20 protein-coding genes are annotated in these 20,963 nt (G+C 60.2%); 5 read left to right on the forward strand and 15 right to left on the reverse strand.

The window, feature by feature from the left end:
- Positions 1-58: 58 nt before the first annotated feature.
- The 6 genes from V8P77_RS16740 to V8P77_RS16765 are packed head-to-tail and all read right to left on the reverse strand — an operon-like array spanning position 59 to position 5,090.
- A complete protein-coding gene (locus V8P77_RS16740) occupies positions 59-355 on the reverse strand; it encodes a YciI family protein (protein WP_335913444.1) in 297 nt (98 codons plus the stop codon).
- A complete protein-coding gene (locus tag V8P77_RS16745; protein WP_335913445.1) occupies positions 352-1,200 on the reverse strand; it encodes a dioxygenase family protein in 849 nt (282 codons plus the stop codon). The genes V8P77_RS16740 and V8P77_RS16745 overlap by 4 nt, the downstream gene beginning before the upstream one ends.
- Before the next feature lie 19 nt (positions 1,201-1,219).
- Positions 1,220-2,278, reverse strand: coding sequence for a maleylacetate reductase (locus V8P77_RS16750; protein WP_335913446.1), 1,059 nt, complete (start codon positions 2,276-2,278; stop codon positions 1,220-1,222).
- A gap of 1 nt (position 2,279) precedes the next feature.
- Positions 2,280-3,260 carry a gamma-resorcylate decarboxylase gene (gene tsdA / locus V8P77_RS16755; protein WP_335913447.1) on the reverse strand — a complete coding sequence of 327 codons (981 nt, stop codon included), beginning with the start codon at positions 3,258-3,260 and terminating at the stop codon, positions 2,280-2,282.
- A 47-nt stretch (positions 3,261-3,307) separates the two neighbouring features.
- Positions 3,308-4,540, reverse strand: a complete 1,233-nt coding sequence (locus tag V8P77_RS16760; protein WP_335913448.1) for a flavin-dependent monooxygenase — start codon at positions 4,538-4,540, stop codon at positions 3,308-3,310.
- A gap of 10 nt (positions 4,541-4,550) precedes the next feature.
- The gene (locus tag V8P77_RS16765; protein WP_335913449.1) at positions 4,551-5,090 is read right to left on the reverse strand and encodes a flavin reductase family protein; all 540 of its coding nucleotides are present in this window, start codon (positions 5,088-5,090) and stop codon (positions 4,551-4,553) included.
- 200 nt (positions 5,091-5,290) lie between these two features.
- On the opposite strand from V8P77_RS16765, the gene V8P77_RS16770 reads away from it, so the two are divergent.
- From V8P77_RS16770 to V8P77_RS16785, 4 genes are all read left to right on the forward strand, one after another.
- The gene (locus V8P77_RS16770) at positions 5,291-5,743 is read left to right on the forward strand and encodes a MarR family winged helix-turn-helix transcriptional regulator (protein ID WP_335913450.1); all 453 of its coding nucleotides are present in this window, start codon (positions 5,291-5,293) and stop codon (positions 5,741-5,743) included.
- 182 nt (positions 5,744-5,925) lie between these two features.
- Positions 5,926-7,227: an MFS transporter gene (locus tag V8P77_RS16775; protein WP_335913451.1), complete on the forward strand. Its 1,302-nt coding sequence runs from the start codon at positions 5,926-5,928 to the stop codon at positions 7,225-7,227.
- 273 nt (positions 7,228-7,500) lie between these two features.
- Entirely contained in the window at positions 7,501-7,734 is a 234-nt protein-coding gene (locus V8P77_RS16780; RefSeq protein ID WP_335913452.1) for a BrnA antitoxin family protein, read from the forward strand.
- A gap of 40 nt (positions 7,735-7,774) precedes the next feature.
- Positions 7,775-8,170: a hypothetical protein gene (locus tag V8P77_RS16785; RefSeq protein WP_335913453.1), complete on the forward strand. Its 396-nt coding sequence runs from the start codon at positions 7,775-7,777 to the stop codon at positions 8,168-8,170.
- 97 nt (positions 8,171-8,267) lie between these two features.
- Here the strand turns inward: V8P77_RS16785 and V8P77_RS16790 are convergent, their stop codons facing one another.
- The 8 genes from V8P77_RS16790 to V8P77_RS16825 all read right to left on the reverse strand — a co-directional run bounded on the left by V8P77_RS16790 (position 8,268) and on the right by V8P77_RS16825 (position 17,941).
- Positions 8,268-9,167 (reverse strand): carbohydrate ABC transporter permease, encoded by a 900-nt coding sequence (locus tag V8P77_RS16790; protein WP_027664323.1) that lies wholly within the window; start codon positions 9,165-9,167, stop codon positions 8,268-8,270.
- A 40-nt stretch (positions 9,168-9,207) separates the two neighbouring features.
- Positions 9,208-10,140 (reverse strand): carbohydrate ABC transporter permease, encoded by a 933-nt coding sequence (locus V8P77_RS16795; protein WP_003550789.1) that lies wholly within the window; start codon positions 10,138-10,140, stop codon positions 9,208-9,210.
- A gap of 83 nt (positions 10,141-10,223) precedes the next feature.
- Positions 10,224-11,528, reverse strand: coding sequence for an ABC transporter substrate-binding protein (locus tag V8P77_RS16800; protein WP_335913454.1), 1,305 nt, complete (start codon positions 11,526-11,528; stop codon positions 10,224-10,226).
- A 149-nt stretch (positions 11,529-11,677) separates the two neighbouring features.
- Positions 11,678-12,745 carry an ABC transporter ATP-binding protein gene (locus V8P77_RS16805; RefSeq protein ID WP_020046985.1) on the reverse strand — a complete coding sequence of 356 codons (1,068 nt, stop codon included), beginning with the start codon at positions 12,743-12,745 and terminating at the stop codon, positions 11,678-11,680.
- Between the two features lie 163 nt (positions 12,746-12,908).
- Positions 12,909-13,895 (reverse strand): D-erythronate dehydrogenase, encoded by a 987-nt coding sequence (denD, locus tag V8P77_RS16810; RefSeq protein ID WP_335913455.1) that lies wholly within the window; start codon positions 13,893-13,895, stop codon positions 12,909-12,911.
- 21 nt (positions 13,896-13,916) lie between these two features.
- Positions 13,917-14,645, reverse strand: coding sequence for a FadR/GntR family transcriptional regulator (locus tag V8P77_RS16815; protein WP_335913456.1), 729 nt, complete (start codon positions 14,643-14,645; stop codon positions 13,917-13,919).
- A gap of 195 nt (positions 14,646-14,840) precedes the next feature.
- Entirely contained in the window at positions 14,841-17,486 is a 2,646-nt protein-coding gene (gene ligD, locus V8P77_RS16820; RefSeq protein ID WP_335913457.1) for a DNA ligase D, read from the reverse strand.
- Between the two features lie 143 nt (positions 17,487-17,629).
- Positions 17,630-17,941 (reverse strand): DUF982 domain-containing protein, encoded by a 312-nt coding sequence (locus tag V8P77_RS16825; RefSeq protein ID WP_335913458.1) that lies wholly within the window; start codon positions 17,939-17,941, stop codon positions 17,630-17,632.
- A 275-nt stretch (positions 17,942-18,216) separates the two neighbouring features.
- Here V8P77_RS16825 and V8P77_RS16830 point away from each other — a divergent pair, with 275 nt between their 5' ends.
- A complete protein-coding gene (locus V8P77_RS16830; protein WP_335913655.1) occupies positions 18,217-19,983 on the forward strand; it encodes an SLC13 family permease in 1,767 nt (588 codons plus the stop codon).
- A gap of 154 nt (positions 19,984-20,137) precedes the next feature.
- On the opposite strand, the gene V8P77_RS16835 is transcribed toward V8P77_RS16830, so the two are convergent.
- Positions 20,138-20,848 carry a ribonuclease activity regulator RraA gene (locus V8P77_RS16835; protein ID WP_335913459.1) on the reverse strand — a complete coding sequence of 237 codons (711 nt, stop codon included), beginning with the start codon at positions 20,846-20,848 and terminating at the stop codon, positions 20,138-20,140.
- Positions 20,849-20,963: the final 115 nt, after the last annotated feature.

Below are 20,963 nucleotides of genomic sequence, written 5' to 3' on the forward strand. Positions count from 1 at the left end.
GAGCAGGATGATTTTAAGCCGAGTCGGCCTAAAATCGAATCGTGTTCTAAAACGCTGATCAGAGACTCTCAAGAAGAAGCCCAAAACTGGGCCGCCATTCGAATATATCGACACTCGCGTAAACGCCGGAGCGGACGAAGGGATCTCCTGCGCTGAACGCCTCGAACGCGGCGAGCGTTTCGACTTGCGCCATCACGATTGCGGTGGAACCCTTGCCCTCCGCCGGCGGTGCGGAAGGTCCGGACAGCAGGATGCGGATCGCCGCGCCATGCAGATAGGCCTTGTGCTCATCAAGCAATCGGGAGCGTTCGGCAGCCTTGCCGGGGTCGGATACCGCGTAGCGGGCGACGATCATTGTCTATTCTCCGCCGGCGTCAGCACGAAATCGAAATCGGAGCGCCAGACCGTCGGATGATCGACACGCTCGAAGGGCGCGACCAGGCTGTTTTTGACTCCAAACACCGTATCGGATTCCAGATAGGGATCGTCGCCGACAAATGTGTGGGTTACCAGCTTCTGAAAACCTGACGCCGTGATCAGGTAATGGGTATGGGCAGGACGGTAGGGATGGCGGCCGAGGGACGCCAACATCTGGCCGACCGGGCCGTCATCCGGGATCGGATAGGAAACCGGCTTTATGCCGACGAAGCTATAGGTACCATCTGCGCTGGTGATGAAAATGCCCCGGTTGTTCCACCTCGGCTGGATATCCGGCTGCTGGACGTCGTAGAAGCCATCGGAATTATCCGACCATACATCGATCCGGGCTCCCTCGATCGGATTGCCGTCAAGATCCAGCACTCGCCCGATGAAGAGACAGCTCTCGCCCTTGCCGTCGAGAGAGATGTTTTCACCCATCTGCCGTACGGGCGCCCCTTCGACATGGAACGGTCCAAACACCGTATTTTCCGTTGCGCCTGGCGGACGCCGGTTGTTGATCGCATCCACCAGCATCGATAAACCCAGCGTATCGCTGAGCAGGATGAACTCCTGTCGCTCATCATGACAGAGATGGCCGGTACGGGTCAGGAAGCCTATGGTCTGCTCCCATTCCTCCTGGGTCAGGCTGATGTCCTTGGCAAAGGCATGCAGGTGCTTGACAAGCGACGCCATGACTTCGGCCAGGCGCGGATCAACGCCCTGCCCCATCCGCGAGTTAACGGCTTCCACGGATCTCTTTTCGGTGAAATATTCAGGCACGTGGCATCCTCCTAAAGCATCAACGCGGCCGCGCGCCCTCCCAGGCGCTCTGCAACAAAGCCCGGAGCGCTTCCCGTTCGATCGGGCGCGGGTTCCAGTAGGGGTTCCGGGCGGCGAGTTCCGCCGCATGATCCAGATCGGCTTCCTTCATGCCGAGATCTCGCAGCGCCAGGGGCGCGCCGATCGAAGCGGCAAAATCATAAAGACCACTGCCCAGCGAGCCGCCGAAAAGATCGGCAGCGGGCTTTAGCGCATCCGCTGCGGCTGCGGCGTTGTAGGCAGCAGAATGGGGAAGAATGACCGCGTGAGTTTCGGCATGCGGCAGGTCGAAGCTACCGCCCAGCGTATGGCAAAGCTTGTGATGCAGGGCCATTCCAACTGCTCCGAGCACCGTGCCGCACAGCCAGGAACCGTAAAGCGCTTCGCTTCGCGGCTCGATGTCGCCGGGTGCATTGACGATTTGAGGCAAAGCCTGCTTCAGCGCCCGCAGGCCCTCGACCGCCATCATCGACGAAATCGGGTTGCGATCCTGCGCGTAGAGACCTTCTACCGCATGCGCCATCGCATTGAGTCCGCTGCTGACGCTGATGTTGATCGGCAAGCCCAGTGTCAATTCAGGGTCGTAGATCACTACCTCGGGCAGGATGCCGGGCCCGCGGACAGTCGTTTTCTGCCCGTTCTCGGTCTGGCCGAGGATCGGTGTAACCTCTGACCCCGCATAGGTCGTCGCCACCACGATTTGCAGCGCGTCGTTGCGATAGGCGATTGCCTTGCCAAGACCGATCGTCGATCCGCCGCCGATCGCGACGACGCAATCGGCGCCGGCTGCGTTATATGCCGTCATCGCGCGCTCGGTCACATCGACCGGCGTATGCATCGTCGCATCGTGGAATAGTCCCGCCGCCAGCGGGCCGAGGGCTGTCGCGATCCGTTCAGCCTCCGCTTTCTGGTGCGGGGTCGAAAGGATCAGGGCGCGTTTGCCGCCCTGCCCTGTCATCGCCTCGGCGAGACGGTTCAACGAGCCGCTCCCGAATATCACCTGGGCCGCGCTGGCCGTGTATCTGAAAGGTCCAACCATGCTATCGATCGAGTTTGAAGAGTGAAACCGCGTTGGTGCGGCCGATCTTCAGACGGTCGGCTTCGGAGATGGTCGTGCTGTCGAACCAGTTTGCAGCATGGTCGACGTTCTCGAATGGCCAGTCTGTCGAGAAAAGAATTCGGTCCGCGCCGATTTCCAGCATAGCATCGATCAACGATTGCGTGCGGAAGTTCCCCGACGTCGTGATGTAGAAATTCTCGTTGAAATAATCGGCAATCGGGCGTTTGGCCGGGTAGTTCTTTTCCACCTTGACCCACGCATTCCGGTTGTCGATGCGCCACATCATGTATGGCAGTCCCTCGCCCATGTGGCCAACGATGATGCGCAAAGCCGGATATTCGTCAAACAGGCCGGATCCCATCAGGCGCAGCGCATGAACGGCGGTCTCCTGCGCGAACGCCCAGGTCGGACCCATCAGCCAGGAATGGCCGGCATAGATCCGGCTGTCCTGTGGCAGCGGGTTGCGCGGATGCAGATAGAAAGGAACGTTGAGTTTTTCGACTTCGGCCCAGAACGGACGGTATTGCGGCAGGTCGTAGTAGAGCGGCGTCGTTCCGTCGCCTTCCTGCGAGAAGCCGTTGACCAGCGCGCCGACAAAACCCAGCGTCGTCACGCAGCGCTGCAATTCCTGCGCTGCGGCATCCGGATCCTGCAGGGGCAATGCTGCAAATCCCAGGAAACGGTTCGGGTTCTTAACGCATTGCTCCGCTAGAAAGTCGTTGGCGCGTCGGGAAATCTCCAGGGCCTTTGCCTTGTCCGGGATCGCCTGCACGGCCGGGGCATTCAGCGACAGGATCATCTTCTCGATGCCGTGGGCATCCATCAGCCGCAAACGCTTGTCCTGGATATCCAGGAGACGGGCGGACAGTTCCGTCCAGTAGTCGCCCGGCACGAATCCGGCAGAATCCTGCAGCGTCTCGGGAATGGCGAAATGTTCTTCAAGTGCGATCTTGCCTTGCACGATATGTTCTCTTTCCTGTCTTGAATCGAAATGCTGAGGATGGCGGATCAGAACTGTCCCTTGGGCGGAAGACCGAGCAGTTGCTGGCCGGCCATGGTGCCCACAGCATCCCAGTTCATGGAAATGTGACGCCCGACGGCATTTGCATCACGCCATGCCCGCTGGACGGGGTTGGACATCTGGAGGCCGAGGCCGCCTGTCGATGCATTGAGGGCTTCGACGGCCCGAAGGGCCAGGCTGACCGCAAAGGACTGGCTGCGACGGGCGAGAATCCGATCTTCCTCGGTGATCTCGCCGACGCCATCCTCGCGGGCCTGGGCCAGCTGCTGCGCCCGGGCAATATCGCGCAGAATGATTTCGCGGGCGGCATCCACCGATGCGGAGGCTTCCGCCACGCGAAGCTGGATCGTCGGAAACTCCGCGATCTTGTTGTTGCCACCGGCAACTGCGCCACGTGTCACGCGGGTCCCGATCTGATCGATATAGCTATCCAGTGCGCCCTTCGCCGCACCGACGGCTGCGCTGCTGAGGCAGAACGGAACCCCCATGAGGAGCGGAATGTTGAAAAGCCCGATACCCTCGTAGCCACGTCCGCCCGGCGTCCTGCCGGAGGTCGCATCCGGAAAGCTCAGAATGCGGTATTCCGGAACGAAGACATCCTTGAGGATCAGGCTTTTTGAGCCAGTGCCTGCGAGGCCGACCACGTCCCAGGTCTCGGCGATGGTATAGTCGCTGGCGGGAACCAGAAGGAACGCCGGCACGGGACGCTCCCCTTCGCCATTTGGCGGAATGATCGCCGCACAGAGCGCCCATTGGGCATTTTCGCATCCGCTCGCAAAGGCCCAATCGCCGGATAGCCGGAAACCACCCTCGACGCGTTCCGCCATGCGGACAGGCGCATAGGAACCGCAGAGCAGCGCATCCGGATCGCTGCCCCACACGTCCTGCTGAACCCTTTCATCAAACATGGCAAGGAGCCATTGATGTGCGGAAAGGAGGCCTGCAACCCAGCCGGTGGAGGCGCAGGCCGACGACAGTTCGATATTCGCATCGACAAGCTCGGCAAAGGATCCTTCGTCGCCGCCGAAACGGGCCGGTTTGACGATATCGAAATAGCCGGCGGAGCGCAGCAGATCGATAGAGCGCGCCGGCACACGGCCGGATCTTTCGGTATCGCGCGCGCCGGCACGGATTTCGTCCAGCACCGGGGCGATGCGATCTGCAAGACACGCGGTCTTGACCCGCGCCGAGGCGGGAAACAGGGCGGCTGTATTGTTCATGGAACGACCTTCAGTTCTGGGATGCAGGAAGCGCGTGCTGTGGCGCGCAATATTTCGAATTCTCGTACATCAGCGCGATCGTGTTTTCGGAATGGCGTGTATCCACCACCTGCCCGATGAAGATCGTGTGCGTTCCATAGGGAACTGCGCCCATGCGGCGGCAGACAACCGAGGCATGAGCGGTACCCAGCACCATCATGCCGCGCTCATGGCGAACCCAATCGGCAGCGTCGAACCGACGCTCAGGCGCAATCTTGCCGCTGAAACCTTCCGATACGGCTGCCTGCCTGTCGGTCAGAATGCTGACTGCGAATTCCGGCACCTCAAGCAGCATGTCATGCAGGTAGGTGCGATTGTTCAGGCAGATGATGAGAGATGGCGGATCCATCGAAAGTGATGTGACGGCGGTGGCCGTCATTCCATGATCCGCACCGTTGCGACAAGCAGAAATGACTGTCACCGTCGCCGGGAAACGGCGCATGGTCGATCGAAACGCATCGCTGATCGGTGCAGGGGCCGGCGCTATGCCGAGGGCAGCAGTGGCAGACATGATTTCCTCCCGTGTCTCCTCGGCATCTAGATTATTGCATTTGCAACTATTGTCAATGCAAGTTTATAATTTGGGCGGGAAAATGCTTGCCTTACTCAGCCTTTCTCGACGCTGAAAGCCAATCGTGTTGTCATTCCGGTAATTTAGGTGCATGTCGGAGAGAGCCCTCAGCAAGCGAAATCCCGCCAGCAGACAGAGACATGTACAAACTTACCGATTCCGTTCCCTATCTTCTCAATCGCGCCGGCGTGCGGATAGCCGAGGTATTCGCGCAGAGAATCGCCGAAGACAATCTCAGCGTGGCGATGTACCGGGTTCTGGCCATGCTCAAGGAGCGCCGGGAGAGCACCCTGGGGGATCTCGCCGACGTCGTCTCCGTCGAGATTTCGACGCTGTCGCGCCTCGTCGGCACACTGGCCAAGCGCAAGCTGGTGTCGAGAACACGTCCGGAAGATAATGGCCGTATCGTCATCGTCAGGCTGACCCCGCAGGGTGAGGCGCTGACGGAAAGGCTCATGCCGCTTGCCGTCGAGCTTGAACGCACCGCGGTTCAGGACATGTCGGACGAGGAGGTCGCAGCACTGAAGAAGGCGCTGCGCCGCATGCACAGCAACCTGCCGGCAATGTCCGGAAAGGGAAAAGTTGCGACCTGAAAAGTTTGCAGTTGCAAATATTTTATTCGCAAGTATTTAATAGCGTGTCATCGTTGTCTTGACATAGCCCGTTTGCGGGTGAGTCTGGCGCTGGGAGGAACCACGCCGGCAACGATCCAGGAGGATTTGTACACGGATCGACGCGGACCTGCCGCTGGCAGGAGCGTACTTCCTGTACGCAAATGTATGGGGAGGGAACATTGGCCATACAAGATCTCGCTATTATCAAGGAACACGTTCGCAGCCCGAATATCATCATCGCCCTTTGCGGTCTGCTGATCCTGTTCGACGGCTACGACCTGATCGTTTACGGCGCAGTCGCGCCGGCATTGCTCGGTGAAGCCAGTTGGGGCCTGACGCCGGGCATGGTCGGACGGGCTGCCTCCATCACCCTGTTCGGTATGCTGCTGGGCGCGCTCATTGCCGGAACACTTGCTGACAGGATAGGTCGTCGCAAGGTCATCATCGGCAGTCTGCTGAGCTTTTCCGTGATGATGATCGGCAGCGGTCTTGCGCCGAACTTTCTCGCTTTCGAGGGAACACGCTTTCTCGCCGGCCTGGGCCTTGGAGCTCTTTTTCCGACGGTAACTGCTTTGATCATCGAGTTTTCTCCGCCGAAGCGGAAGGCTATGGCCTATTCGATTGCTCTTCTCGGTTATCTGGCCGGCGGCATCATCTCGGGTATCCTCGGAATGCTGCTGATACAGACATACGGATGGCGTCCATTGATGATCATCGGCGGCGCACCGATCCTGCTTCTGCCCTTTTTCATCCGCCTCATACCCGAGTCCCCGGAATGGCTGGCAACGAAGAACCGCCAGACCGAAGCCAACCAGATTGCAAACCAGTACGGGCTGCCCAATCCGGTAGCCAGGCCTGCTGCATCACGCCAGGTGGGCATCCGGTCGCTGTTTTCCGAAGGTCGCCTGCTGCCGACATTGAACGCATGGGGCATTCACTTCTGTTCGCTTCTGCTCACATTCGGCATGGTCAACTGGCTTCCGACCATCATGAACAAGATGGGCTATGACCTCGGTTCTGCCCTCCTCTTCTCCGTAACGCTCAATCTCGGAGCCGCCGTCGGCCTCCTGATCGGCGCAAGGATTGCCGACCGCGGAAATGTCAAAATAGTCGTGGCAGGGATGTTTCTTCTCGGAGCCTGCTCGATCTGGTTGCTGACGCAAGTGGATCAGGGCCTCCAGGTTTATGGTCTCGTCGCACTTGCCGGTACGGGAACGATCGGCACGCAGATCCTCGCCAACGTTCTCGTTGGAAACCTCTATCCGGTCGAAATCCGTGGAACCGGCCTTGGCTTCTCGCTCGGCATCGGCCGTATCGGCGGCATGATAGGACCGGCTATCGGCGGTGCGGTTCTGGGTGCGGGCCTCGCTCCACAGTGGAACTTCTACATCTTCGCATCGGTCGGAGTCTTGGGATGCTTCCTCGCGCTCATGACGCTGCTGTATCGCATAAAGGCTGATTGACGATCAGATTGTCGGCAGGTCTTGCATCCAGAACCTGCCGGCAATGCAAACCTTGTGAAGCCGATTCCCGATCATAGCCGACGGCTTTACGCGGTCACCGAGGCGAAAGACCGGAAGCGCAAGGACAAGTGGTTTCTGCCGCCGGCACGCTGGCGATCGAGCAGCTCGGCTAAATCCGCCCGTGTCGTAAAACAAGCTAAATAGTCGACGAAGCAGCCGCGATCCCGTATGCCGCTCATATGTCGATCCGACAGGCAATAGAAAGTCATAACGATGGCAAACTCGCCCCGCAGACCTGTCAATCCAATGGATGCTGCCGAAGCGTTGTTCAAACCCGCGAAGAAGAAGGCGGAGCCAGCGGTTGAGCGGCCGACGCTGCCGAATACAAAGGAGCTTGTTTCGCTCAAGATCGACAGTGATGTGCTTGCCTATTTCCAGGAAGATGGCCCCGGCTGGCAGGATCGGATCAACGATATATTGCGCGCCGCGATGAAGAGCAGGGTCTGATCCTGTTGCAGCATCTTATACCCTACGGGTGGTCGCTGTGATGCCGAATGCGCTGCACCGGCTTCTCCGCAGCGGCGTTGTCCATGTTCTCTTCGCCATTTTGGCAATGGGCAGCTGGGCGGTTTTCGCCAATCGCGCGCACGCCATGCCATTGCCGCTCTATGCCGGCCTTGTGCAGGGTACGATATCCGCCTGCCTGACGCTTTTCCTGAAATCTGTGATCGACTGGCTTTCAAAGCGCTTCGTCGGATCTGCGCGATTTTGGGCGCCGCCTCTCATTGCTTGTCTCGGCTCAGCCAGCATTCTCGTGGCAATTCATGCGGCGACCGGCACACCGGAAATACTCAAGACCATCGCATTTCCGCTGCTCGTATCGACGAGCTACGCGGCAATTTACAATTATTCGATCTCGGCAAGACAAGGTTTCGATACATGATGGGAAGGCCCCTGATCCCATTTTGTTGACACTCCTCCTGCACACGGTAAAGCAGTCGCAACTGCTGCAGGAGCAAGGGCGTGCCCGCGGTAAACTGTCACTCCTTTACCGCCCCGGTCATCGATGAGACGTAGTAGTCGACGAAGAACGAGTAGAGGATGACCACCGGGAGCGAGCCGAACAGCGCGCCGGCCATCAGTGCCCCCCATTCGAAGACGTCGCCGCGCACCAGTTCGGTCAGCACGCCGACCGGGATGGTTTTGTTTTCCGACGACTGGATGAAAGTCAGCGCATAGATGAATTCGTTCCAGGACAGGGTGAAGGCGAAGATGCCAGCTGAAATCAGCCCCGGCACGGCGAGCGGCAGGATGATCTTGGTGAGAATCTGCCATCTGTTGGCGCCGTCCACCAGCGCGCTTTCCTCCAGCTCGAATGGGATCGAGCGGAAATAGCCCATCAGCAGCCAGGTGCAGAAGGGAATGAGGAAGGTCGGGTAGGTGAAGATCAGCGCCAGCCGCGAGTCGTATATCCCGAGCTTGAAGACGATGAAGGCAAGCGGGATGAAGAGGATCGACGGCGGCACGAGATAGGCGAGGAAGATCACCAGGCCGACCGAACGCGACCCTGTGAAGCGGACGCGCTCGATGGCATAGGCGCCGAAGACCGAGGCTACCAGCGAGAGGAAGGTGGAGCAGACCGCGACCAGCATCGTGTTCCACAGCCAGCCCGGGTAGGATGTCTCAAGGAACAGATATTTGATGTGCGCGAGCGTCGGTCCCACCACCCAGAAGGGGCTGTAGTTGCTGTAGTCGGTCAGTTGCTCGTTCGGTTTTACGGCGGTGATTGCCATCCAGTAGAATGGGAAGAGCAGCACGACGACGAAGACGGCCATCGGCAGGTAGAGCATCACGATCCGCCGCGGCAGACGGTTCAGATAGCTCATGCCTTCGGCATTGTCGGTCACGACCTGATCGGCGGCGTTTGAATTTATCGACATCATCACTCTCCCTAACCCCAATTTGGCTCTAACCCTGGCCTTAATCCTGGCCGCCCTGTTGCCATTTGCGCCGTTGCAGGCCGAAGAAGCTGAACATGATCGCGCCGAGCAGGAAGGGCACCATGGCGACCGCGATGGCGGCACCCTCGCCGAGCTGACCGCCTGGAATGCCGCGCTGGAAGGAGAGCGTCGCCATCAGATGTGTCGCGTTGACAGGCCCCCCCTTGGTCAGCACGTAGATGAGCTGGAAATCGGTGAAGGTGAAGAGCACCGAGAAGGTCATCACCACCGCGATGATCGGCGTCAGCATCGGTAGCGTCACATAGCGGAAACGCTGCCAGCTCGTGGCGCCGTCGAGCGAGGCGGCCTCCTGCAGCGACGCCGGAATGGTCTGCAGCCCCGCAAGCAGCGAGATCGCCACGAAGGGAATGCCGCGCCAGACATTGGCGACGATGACGGATATGCGCGCATTTATGGGGTCGCCGAGGAAGTTGATCGGCCCGCTGATCAGCCCGAGCTGCATCAGCGACCAGGAAATGATCGAAAATTGCGAATCGTAGATCCACCAGAAGGCCAGCGCCGAAAGCACCGTCGGCACCACCCAGGGAAGCAGCACGATGGCCCGGAAGAAGGATTTGAACGGCAGGTGCTGGTTGAGCAGCATCGCCAGCCAAAGGCCGAGCGCGAATTTCAGCACCGAGGCAACGGAGGTATAGAGAATGGTGTTGAAGACTGACAGCCAGAAGACACTGTCGTCCATCAGGAACTGGTAGTTCTCCAGCCCGATGAAGATGCCGTCGCGGCCGATCCTCGTATCGGTGAAGCCGAGCCAGACGCCGAGCCCAAGCGGGTAGGTGAGAAAGCAGACGAGGAAAACCGCCGCCGGCAACATGAACAGGAAGCCGAGCACATTGTTGTTCTGCAGGAGCGAAGAGATCGGCCCGCGTCTATCTTCCGAATTCACCATCGACATTGCTATCTCCCAGATTGCACTTGAACTCCCAGAGGACTTTGCGGCATGCCGAAGCCGGCATGCCGCTTGTTTTGAAGCGCGGCTCAGACGCGATAGTAACGGTTTGCCCGCCGTTCAGCTTCCTTCATCGCATCTTCGGGCGACATCTGGCCGGTGACGGCGGCCGCATACATGTCGACCAGAACGTAATCGGCCATGGTCGCTGCCGAGGCATAACCGAGTGGGCCGGCATAGCCGTTCGGGCGCAATCTTTCCGAGGCACGTGCATAAGGCGCGTGGATCGGATCGGAGGTCCAGATCGGGTTCTGGGCGAAAGCCTTGAGCGGCTGGCAGCAATAGGCGCTGGAGCCCTGGATCCAGGCATTCATCTGGTCGGCTTCCATCATGAACTTGATGTAGGCCTTCGCCGCTTCCGGATATTTGGTGTGCTTGAAGAGAAGCAGCGAGCTCGTCTGGAAAAGCTCGACGCTCTGGCCGACCGGGCCGACCGGGAAATTCGTCGTGCGGATGTCCTTGGCGATCTCGGCGAGCTTCGGGTCGTTCTTGGCCGTGTAATAGACCGAGACGCCGTTGGCGATCAGCGAAACCTGGCCGGCGAGGAAGGCGCGGTTGTTGTTGACGTCCTGCCAGCTTTCCGTGCCTGGAATGAAGGTCGCATAGAGCTCCTTGGCATAGTTGATCGAGGCCAGCGTTTCCGGGCTGTTGATCGTCACCTTGCCGCCTTCGTCGACCATCTTGCCGCCGTGGCTCCAAAGCAGCCAATGGGCGTAGTTGTTGCCGTCGCCGACGGCCTTGCCGTGCGGGAAGCCGGCGGGCGTGCCCTTGCTTTTCATCGCCTTGCAAAGCTCGAGGAAGCCTGCCGTATCCTTCGGGAACTCGCTGAAGCCGGCCGCCTTCACGTGAGTGTCGCGATAGACCACCGCATTGCCGATTGCCGCCAGCGGCATGGCGATGAACGTGTCGCCGCGGGCCGCATAGCCCTTCACGCCGTCATACCAGCCACCATATTTGTTGCCGAGATAGTTGGCGAGCTCGGTCAGGTCGACCAGCTTGTCGGGATATTGGTGAGCGTCGTCGAACCAGCACATGATGAGGTCCGGGCCGGAGCCGACATTGGCCGCGACGGCAGCCTTCGGGCGGATATCTTCCCAGCTTTCCTTGTCGATGCGCACTTCAACGCCGGTCGCTTCGGTGAACTTCTTGGTGTTTGCAATCCAGGCCTCCTCGTCGCCCTTGACGAAGGGTGTCCAGCGCAGCAGCCGCAGGCTGGCGCCGCTTTCCGGTGTATAGGTCGGTTCGGCCTGCGCGAAGGTCGGCCGGATGCCGAGGCCGGCGGCGCCGGCAACGGCAGCCGAGGCGGCAAGAAAGTCACGTCTCTTAAACCTCATGATATTCCTCCTCTTCAAAAAAAGCGGGTGCGAACTCCCCGCCATTCACCTCCCGCTTGGTGAACGACGGTCCTTGCATCCCTGAAACGGGGTGCTGCCGGCCTGCGGGTGACGGGGGCTCCTCCGCCCCGCGCAGCCGCCGGACGGCGTCAGTCGGTCAATCTCCGGCCGCTCTCGGCATCGAAGAGATGAACATGCGCGGCGTCGATCGCAACGCGCAGGGTCTCGCCCGGCCGCGCGCTGACGCGCTCACGGAAGACGCAGCTGAGATCGCTGCCGCCGAGCCTGAGGATAAGATGCGTCTCGTAGCCGGTCGGCTCGATCACCACGATTTCACCGGGCAGGCCATTGGCGTCGAGCAGGATGTATTCCGGGCGAAGCCCGTAGACGAGGTCGCGACCCAGGGCGTCGGCAGGCGGATTGGAAACCGGGAGCGCCGTGCCGTCCGGCGCCTTGAAACTTTTAGGGTTTTCGGGGTCGAGCCTGCCCTTGATCATGTTCATCGCCGGCGAGCCGATGAACCCGCCAACGAAGAGATTGGCCGGCTTGTCGTAAAGCTCGAGCGGCGTGCCGATCTGCTCGACGACGCCGTCATGCATGACGACGATCTTGTCGGCCATGGTCATGGCCTCGATCTGGTCGTGGGTGACGTAGACCGTCGTCGTTTTCAGCCGCTGGTGCAGTTCCTTGATCTCGGCGCGCATGGCGACGCGCAGCTTCGCATCGAGGTTGGACAGCGGTTCGTCGAACAGGAAGACTTCCGGATCGCGGACGATCGCCCGCCCCATGGCGACACGCTGGCGCTGACCGCCGGAAAGCTGGCGCGGATAACGGTCGAGCAATTTGTCGAGACCGAGGATGCCGGCGGCATATTTCACCCGCTTCTCGGCTTCCGCCTTCGGCGCCTTGTTCAGCATCAGCGAGAAACCCATGTTCTCTTGTACCGTCATATGCGGATAGAGCGCATAGTTCTGGAATACCATGGCGATGTCGCGGTCCTTGGGCGGCAGCGTGTTGACCACGCGCCCGCCGATCTTGATCTCGCCGCCGGAAATATTCTCAAGTCCCGCCAGCATTCGCAGAAGAGTGGACTTTCCACAACCCGACGGGCCGACCAGGATCACGAACTCCCCGTCGGCAATGTCGATATCCACGCCTTTAATCACCGGAAATGACCCGAATGATTTCCGCACATCCGCGAATTGTACGCCTGCCATACCCACTCCTCCCAGAAATCGAGCGCTACATGCTATGTCTTCGTATTTTCGTATATCTTGCCGGCGGCCTTATCTTCTCAAGTCCTTCTGCCGCTGCAATCCCGCATATGCGGGTGTGTCCTGGCGGTACTCTCCTATGGGGCGATTTTAGCCCAGCTCAATCTCATCCGGACGCACCCGGAGCGTCTTCGGCGAGGTAGACCTCGATCAGCTCGTCCACCGTGGTTTCAGCGACGAAACCCAGTTGCGCCGCGCGTTCGGGCGTAAAGGACTTCGGCCATCCGGCGACGATCCCTTCAATGACCTCGTCGCGGCGACGATCGATCAGGTCCGCCGCCTCGGGACCGGCAGCACGGCGCAAGGCGGCAATCTGGTCGGCAACGGTGGCGGCGACGCCCGGCATGGTGAGCGTGCGCCGGACACCCAGCGCCGTCGTGTCGAGCGTCGCAGCATGGATCAGGAATTTGATGGCGGAACGGGGGCTTGCCAGCCAGTGCTTGACCGTTTCCTCGACCGGAAGAACAGCCCGCTGGCCTGCAAGCGGTTCCCGCAGGATTCCGGAAAAGAAGCCCGATGCGGCGGCATTCGGCGCACCCGGCCGGATCACGATGGTCGGCAACCGAATTCCGACGCCGTCGATGAAGCCGCGCCGCGAATAGTCGGCAAGCAGAAGCTCGGATATCGCCTTCTGGACTCCGTAGCTGGTCAGAGGTGCGAGCACGTAATCGTCGGGAATCGGATCCGGAAACGGCGAGCCATAGACCGCGATCGACGAGGAGAATACGAACCGGGGAACATAGGCCTGGCGGCTTCCTTCCCGGCGGATCGCTTCCAATAGTGATCGCGTGCCATCGAGATTGACCCGATAGCCGAGTTCGAAATTGCGCTCGGCTTCGCCGGAAACGATCGCGGCGAGATGGAAGATCACGTCGGCCCGGCGAGCCGCCAGGGCTTCGGCTGCGCCGCTTTCGGAAATATCGGCAGCCAGTGCTTCGACCGGCACGGAGGCGTCGGCCGGCACCGGCGGAGCCGCGACATCCGCGAGCGTTATGCGCGTGATTGCATGATCACCGAGGGAACCACTGCGCCCCAGTGTGGCGGCGAGCTTCCGGCCTATCATTCCTCCCGCCCCGATAATGAGAATATGCATCGTGTTTCGCCTCCCTGCGAACTACGAGAAGAGTAATTTGGTCGTCGTATAAATAAGGGTTTCGTGGATCGCGAAGGCCGCGCATGCGGCATCCGGGTCCCGCGTCTCCAAACCGGCGAGGATCATCCGGTGATCGGCGATGCTCGTGGCGATACTCCCGGGCTGCGATACGACGCGCCTTCGGTGGCTCAGAAGATAGGAATAGAGGTCGGCGGCCATATCAGCCAGCACCGCGTTGCCGCTGGAACGGTAGATAACGGTGTGAAATTCCCGGTCACATATCAAAAAACGGACAGGATCGTCACAGGCGGCCTCCTGCGCTGCGATCGACTTGCGGAGATAATCAAAAGTTGAAGGCTCCATCTTGAGCGCCGCAGCCCTGACGACCTGTGCTTCGATAAGAAGCCGAGCCTCATGAACATTGTCGAGACTGTAGGCCGCGATGTCGCGATACCGCGCAGCCTGGACGGCTAATTCGCCGACGTCCTCTGATGCCACCACCGTGCGCGTTCCGTGCACAACCGAGAGAATCCCATGCGTGGAAAGGATAAGGATCGCCCCACGGACGGTCTCGCGGCTGACCGAGAGTGCGGAGGCGAGTTCACGTTCGCTCGGCAGCGGATCGCCCACCTTGAGAATGCCGGTGGCAATGAAGGTCGCAATCTTCTGGACGACGAAGTCTTTCATCGACTTCTTCGGCGCTCCACCGAGCGCCGCAACGTCGTCTTCGAGCATCGCTCGAACGTCCATTGCTTTCCCCCTTCCCACGCTCAGGTCTACTGGTCCGGTAAGTGGACCAGTAGACCTGAGCAATAGAGGATTGTCAACGCATGATGACACGTGATTTACCCAACCGTTATTTGGAGCAGTTTTGTGAATGGCAATATCAGCACGCCGAGAAAACCAGCTGATCACAGTGCCGGACGGGCTGTAGTCCGATAACGCTCAAGCCACTTTGGAGACTTTGCTGAGGCGCTTGATCGCCTGTTCCAGCGAGCGCTTGCCGTCACTATAATCTTCCCAGGCGGAAGATTTTGACAGCAGGGTCGGAACGGTGCGGATGGTGAAGCGCTTGGGGTCCAGATCCGATTTGACCTGGTTCCAGGTCAATGGCATCGAGACGGTGGCACCCGGCCGGGCGCGCGGTGACAAAGGCGCCACCGCCGTCGCCATCCGGTCGTTGCGCAGATAATCGAGGAAGATCCGGCCGTTCCTCAGGCTCTTCGTCATCTTGATCAGATAGAGATCGGGATTGTCGCGCGCCATCTGCTGGAAGACGTCGTGTGCGAAGCTCTTCGCTTCCGCCCACGAAAGCGGCTTGCGCTTGTTGACCGCAAGGGGAGTGACAACGTGCAGACCCTTGCCGCCGGTCGTCTTGCAAAAGCTGATCAGACCCAGCGCGTCGAGACGGTCCCGCATTTCGCGGGCTGCCGAAACGACCGCGGAGAATGGCACGTCCGGACCTGGATCAAGGTCGAAGACGAGGCGCCCGGGCACCTCCGGCTGATGCGGTTCGCAATTCCAGGGGTGCAGCTCGACCGCGCCGATCTGCGCGACGGCGGCCAAGCCTTCGACCCGGTCGATTTGCAGATAGGGCTTTTTATCACCGAAGACCTTGACCAGTTCGAGAAGGTTGGAGGTGCCGGGCATCGCATGGCGCTGGAAAAATTGCTCGCCGCCGATCCCGTCGGGTGCGCGGATGACCGAACATGGGCGTCCCTTGATGTGCTCGATCAGCCAGGAACCGACGACTTCGTAATAGCGGGCCAGCTCTTCCTTGGTGACGGGTCCGCCGTCATTCGCATCCGGCCATAGTGGCTTGTCCGGGTTTGAAATCAGTACCCCCATGACCTCGGCCTTGGCGCCTTTTCGGCGGACGGGCTTGACCTTCGCCTGCACCGCCGGCTGCGGCACGTCAATTTGCGCGGGCTTCGCCGGCCGTTCAGCCTTGACTTCTTTGGCCGGCTTGTCTTCCCGCAGTCCCTTGAAGGCCGCCTGCCGGACAATGCCGTCGGCGGTCCAGCCTGCGAATTCGATTTCCGCCACCAGCTCGGGTTTCAGCCAGGTGACCTCGGCCTCCTTCTTCGGCGCGCCGACGCCGGTGAACGGCGATTTCGCCGTCTCGAGCGCTTTCAACTTCGGCAGCAGCGTTTCCACTTTCTTCGCGCCATATCCCGTGCCGACGCGGCCGACATAGACGAAGTGGTCGCCGTGATAGACGCCGACCAGCAGGGATCGGAATTTCCCGTTGGTCTTGGCATAGGCGCCGATCACCACCTCGTGGCCGGAGCGGCATTTCGACTTGGCCCAGCTTTCCGTGCGGCCGGATTGATAAGGTGCATCCGCCTCTTTCGAGACGATGCCTTCCAGCGAGAGCTTGCAGGCAGACCGGAGAACTGCATCACCGCCGGTCTCGAAATGCTCGACGAAACGGATGCGCGGATCGCTGCCGGCGTCGGACAGAAGGCTTTGAAGCCGCGCCTTGCGCTCGACGAGCGGCAGAGATCGCAAGTCCTCGCCTCCCTCATAGAGGAGATCGAAGGCGAAATAGACGAGCTCGCTGGTCTTGCCTTCCGAAAGGGCGGCCTGCAGAGCCGCGAACTCCGGAGCGCCACTATCGTCGAGGGCGCAGATCTCGCCGTCGATGATCGCATCGGGCAATGTCGATGCCGCCTCGGCGATCTCGGGATATTTGGCCGTCCAGTCAAGCCCTTTCCTGGTCTTCAGCGTCGCCTCGCCATCCAACACTCGCATCTGGATCCGGTAGCCGTCGAACTTGATCTCGTGAATCCAGCCGGTGCCAGCCGGTGGACGTTCCAGGGTCTGGCAGAGCTGCGGTGCGATGAAATCCGGCAGATCGACTTTTGTGGCCGGTTTCGATTTCCGACCGCCTCCGGCGTCCTCTTTTCGTTCTTCGGCAGCCAGTCCGTGATTGCTGTCCCAGACGGCATCAGCCTGAACGTCGCCATCCTCGACCATGAAAGGCTTGGGCTTTCGTCCTTTGCCGGCGGCAATCATTTCCATGGTTCGGCCGGAGGCAACCGAGGTGTCGTTTTCCTCGAGGATCGCTTCGCCATTCTCCTCGACCGAAAACTCGTCGTGGTGTTTGATCAGCAGCCAGTTGGTGCGCTTGCCACGGTCGCGATCGTTGCGCATCCGCACCAGCACGAAGCTGCCGTGCAGGCGTTTGCCCTCCAGCGTAAACTTGAAATCGCCTTTTGCCAGCGCCTGCTCCGGGCTCTTCTTTCCTTCCGGTTCCCAATAGCCCCGATCCCAGAGCATGACCGTGCCGCCGCCGTACTGGCCTTTCGGAATTGTGCCTTCGAAATCACCGTAGTCCAGCGGGTGATCCTCCACCTCGACGGCCAGCCGCTTGTCGTGCGGGTCGAGGGATGGCCCTTTCGTGACAGCCCAGGACTTGAAGACGCCGTCCAGCTCGAGTCTCAGATCGTAGTGCAATCGGGTAGCGTCATGTTTCTGGATGACGAAGCGACGACGGTTGCTGCGCGCGAGGCGTTTTTCACCGCTCGGCTCGGCCGTTTTTTGGAAATCGCGCTTCGATCGATAAGTCGATAGTTTGTCGCTGGCCATGATCGTTCCCCAAAGCAACCCCGACAGCGAAATGCCGGCCGGCGGCTGGAAGTTCCATCACGGCCTTTATCCCGGCGCTCATCGGGAAAACGCGCGCTTCGGCAAGACCTCGCCTCATCGGAGGCGAGGTCATCATTGATACCCTAGATGGCCGCGTGACGCGCTGGCCGGGGCGGATGCGGAGCGGGCTTCCTCTTCCAGGGGGCCAGGACGGCCGGCATGCCGGCTTCTAAACAGGCCGCCACGAAAGCCTCGCGGGCGATGATGCCGGGAATGGCCGCATTGAGGGCACCACGGCACGTCTTCACCGCTCGATCATGGCGCTCTCCATGACGCAACGGCCACTCGTTCTCGAGAAAATCCAAGGCTTCGTAGACGCTGGTGAAGGTGCGCTCCAAACCGCACTGCAGCCGGATTCTCACCGGCCGGGTCCATGGAACATCGTTCAGCGGCATCTTTTCCTCCTTTCATGCCACCAATGGTCCTGATGAAAATGATATTGTGGGTGATGGCGGACCGTTCAAGAGCAGCCGATCACTCCGTTAAAGATCATCGTGCCGCTGCGCTCTTTCGCGCCTGACTGATTCCGCGGCACAGTCATCATTCGCTTCCATTGTCTCCCCGAGGAACTGTCAGATAGAGGCGGACGGACACCGGCGAGAAAAAAATGAACGTCTCGCCGCATCGTTATCTTGCTTCAAGCGTTATTTGCCACCACGGGGATGCAAAGATGCGCTGGGATCAATGGCTGTCCATTCTCGTCATCACGCTGATGATGGGTGCGTTTCTATGGGGTCGTTATCGATACGATATCGTCGCCGTTACCGCACTTCTCGCCGCCATCGTCGCGGGGATCGTCCCGACCAAAAATGCCTTTTCCGGCTTTGCCGACGACATCGTCATCATCGTCGGCAGTGCACTCATCGTCAGTGCGGCAATATCCAGATCGGGGATCATGGACGTCGCGTTGCGCAGATTTTCGCCCGAACGACGCGGGCCACGCATGCAGCTGATCATTTTGGTTGCCATTGTCGCAGCGCTGTCGGCCTTTATCAAAAACATCGGTGCGCTGGCGATCATGATCCCGGTGGCTGTGCAAATGGCCCGAAAGTCAAGCGTATCACCGTCCATGTTCTTGATGCCGATGTCCTTCGCATCCCTGCTTGGAGGGCTGATGACGCAGATCGGCACGTCACCGAACATCATCGTGTCCAGGGTGCGAGAAGAGATCACCGGCCAGCCATTCACGATGTTCGATTATACACCCGTGGGTCTCGCGCTCGCAGTCGCGGGCGTTATTTTTCTGGCACTCTTCTACAGGCTGCTGCCTGAAAGATCGCGTGTAGAGACGTCGATGGACGAGGCGGTAGCGATCAAAAACTATACCACCGAAGCCAAGGTCGCTGCGCCGTCAGGGGCGATCGGGCAGTCGGTCAGCTGGCTGCAGAAGCCCGCCGGCGGCGATGCGATGGTCACCGCCATTATCGGCGGCGGCGGCCAAAAGCGCACGCCCCTACCCGACACTGTTCTTAAGGATGGCGACCTCCTTATTATCGAGGGGGAGCAGAGCGCCCTCGATAAGATCGTCAGTGAAGCCAAGCTTCAACTGTCCGATCGCAAGCACGAGCCGGAGGCGCGCCGCGACATAGGTTCTGTCGAAGCCATTGTCGGCGAACATTCCCGATTGATCGGCGTCAGCGCAAAAGACGTCTCGCTTTTTGACAATACCGGCCTCAACCTTCTTGCCGTCAGTCGCCGCGACAAACGCTTCACCGAGCGCCTGGGGGAGATCAAGATCCGCAATGGCGACGTCTTGGTCTTGCAGGGCAACCTGCAGAAATTGCCGGATCTTTTGCGTGAATGGGGATGCCTGCCGCTCGTCGAGCGAAATCTGAAGCTCGGCAGCGCCCGCAATGGCCTGGTCCCCGTCATCATCCTCGTGGCAACGATGGCGGCCACGGCCTTTGGCGGGATCCCCGTTGCGACGGCGTTTTTCGCCGCCGCTTTTCTGATGGTGGTCACCGGATCCGTTCCTTTGCGTGAGGTTTATCAGCATCTCGATGCGCCCATACTGATCATGCTGGCCGCTCTCATTCCAATCAGCGACTCGCTGAGGACCACCGGAACCACCGACATCATCGCCGATCTGCTCTCGCGAACCGCCGAAATGCTGCCGCCCTTCGGTGCTCTGGCTCTCATCCTGGTCGCGGCCATGGCCGTAACCCCGTTCTTGAACAATGCAGCAACGGTTCTGGTCATGGCGCCGATCGCCGCGACCTTTGCCGCGAAGCTGGGCTTCCGGCCCGATGCTTTTCTGATGGCGGTGGCAATCGGAGCCGGCTGTGACTTTCTCACGCCCATCGGACACCAGTGCAACACGCTCGTGATGGGACCGGGCGGATATCGATTTGGTGACTACGCCCGGTTGGGACTGCCGCTCTCGCTCATTGTGGTGGTTGTCAGTGTGCCGATCCTGCTGGCGGTTTGGCCGCTCTGAATGGCACCTGACACGAGGCTTTGACGAGAAAAGGCTCTCAGGTGAGCGCCGCCTCAGAGCGCCGTGGTCCTTTTGGATGCACAAAGGACGTTCAAACACTTTCAATCCTCGCATCGTGCTTTCCGAAAATCGATTCCAATTTCGGGCCGATGCGCTAGCGGCCATTTACTTTCCGCCATTCGGCAAAGAGCGTCAGATTGCTTTCGTCGGTGGCCGGGTAGAGGCCGATGATCGTGTGGCCTTGCTTGACGCGTTCGGTGACGAAATCCTCGTAAGCGGTCATCTCCACCGCTTCGTCGGCGATCTCGCCGGCGATCTCGGCCGGGATGACGATCACGCTATCGTCGTCGCCGACAACGATGTCGCCCGGAAAGACCGGCACATCGCCACAGCCGATCGGCACATTGATGTCGATTGCCTCGTGGTGCGTGAGGTTCGTTGGGCTGGAGGGACGATTGTGATAGGCGGGAATGTCAAGGCCGCCGATTGTCATGGCATCCCGGAAGCCGCCGTCCGTGACGACGCCGGCGCCGCCGCGCATCATCAGACGGGTAATCAGGATGTCACCGGCAGAGGCTGCGCGCGGATCCTTGCGGCTGTCCATCACCAGAACATGGCCTTCCGGACAAGTCTCGATGGCAAGCCGCTGCGGATGTTTCGGGTTGCGGAAGACGTTCATCGCGTTGCGGTCCTCGCGCGCCGGCATGTAGCGCAGCGTGAAGGCCGGCCCCACCATATTGCGGCCCTTCGGCTGCACGGGACGAACATCCTGGACCGTCTGGTTTCTCAGGCCGCGTTTATAAAGTGCCGAGCAGAGCGTCGCGACCGAGACACCCATCAGCTTTTCACGGGTTGCGGGGTTCATATTTCCTTCTCCTCGTTCTAATTCAGACGCAGAAGCTGCGAGTCCAGCTTGGAGGGACCGGCAACAAAGCCAGCCTTGGGAGGCCGTGCGGGGATTGTTCGTCGACCGGGGTCAA

It is taken from the genome of Rhizobium aouanii, from assembly GCF_037002925.1.
GTDB classification, from domain to species: domain Bacteria; phylum Pseudomonadota; class Alphaproteobacteria; order Rhizobiales; family Rhizobiaceae; genus Rhizobium; species Rhizobium aouanii.

Coding starts and splice junctions, on each gene's coding strand:
- V8P77_RS16825 (WP_335913458.1), bottom strand. CDS start 17,941: ATGCCGCTGAACGATGTTCCATGGACCCGGCCGGTGAGAATCCGGCTG.
- denD (WP_335913455.1), bottom strand. CDS start 13,895: ATGCATATTCTCATTATCGGGGCGGGAGGAATGATAGGCCGGAAGCTC.
- V8P77_RS16750 (WP_335913446.1), bottom strand. CDS start 2,278: ATGGTTGGACCTTTCAGATACACGGCCAGCGCGGCCCAGGTGATATTC.
- V8P77_RS16800 (WP_335913454.1), bottom strand. CDS start 11,528: ATGAGGTTTAAGAGACGTGACTTTCTTGCCGCCTCGGCTGCCGTTGCC.
- V8P77_RS16780 (WP_335913452.1), top strand. CDS start 7,501: ATGGCAAACTCGCCCCGCAGACCTGTCAATCCAATGGATGCTGCCGAA.
- V8P77_RS16815 (WP_335913456.1), bottom strand. CDS start 14,645: ATGGACGTTCGAGCGATGCTCGAAGACGACGTTGCGGCGCTCGGTGGA.
- V8P77_RS16835 (WP_335913459.1), bottom strand. CDS start 20,848: ATGAACCCCGCAACCCGTGAAAAGCTGATGGGTGTCTCGGTCGCGACG.
- V8P77_RS16795 (WP_003550789.1), bottom strand. CDS start 10,140: ATGTCGATGGTGAATTCGGAAGATAGACGCGGGCCGATCTCTTCGCTC.
- V8P77_RS16805 (WP_020046985.1), bottom strand. CDS start 12,745: ATGGCAGGCGTACAATTCGCGGATGTGCGGAAATCATTCGGGTCATTT.
- V8P77_RS16765 (WP_335913449.1), bottom strand. CDS start 5,090: ATGTCTGCCACTGCTGCCCTCGGCATAGCGCCGGCCCCTGCACCGATC.
- V8P77_RS16770 (WP_335913450.1), top strand. CDS start 5,291: ATGTACAAACTTACCGATTCCGTTCCCTATCTTCTCAATCGCGCCGGC.
- V8P77_RS16740 (WP_335913444.1), bottom strand. CDS start 355: ATGATCGTCGCCCGCTACGCGGTATCCGACCCCGGCAAGGCTGCCGAA.
- ligD (WP_335913457.1), bottom strand. CDS start 17,486: ATGGCCAGCGACAAACTATCGACTTATCGATCGAAGCGCGATTTCCAA.
- V8P77_RS16775 (WP_335913451.1), top strand. CDS start 5,926: ATGTATGGGGAGGGAACATTGGCCATACAAGATCTCGCTATTATCAAG.
- V8P77_RS16790 (WP_027664323.1), bottom strand. CDS start 9,167: ATGTCGATAAATTCAAACGCCGCCGATCAGGTCGTGACCGACAATGCC.
- V8P77_RS16785 (WP_335913453.1), top strand. CDS start 7,775: ATGCCGAATGCGCTGCACCGGCTTCTCCGCAGCGGCGTTGTCCATGTT.
- V8P77_RS16760 (WP_335913448.1), bottom strand. CDS start 4,540: ATGAACAATACAGCCGCCCTGTTTCCCGCCTCGGCGCGGGTCAAGACC.
- V8P77_RS16830 (WP_335913655.1), top strand. CDS start 18,217: ATGCGCTGGGATCAATGGCTGTCCATTCTCGTCATCACGCTGATGATG.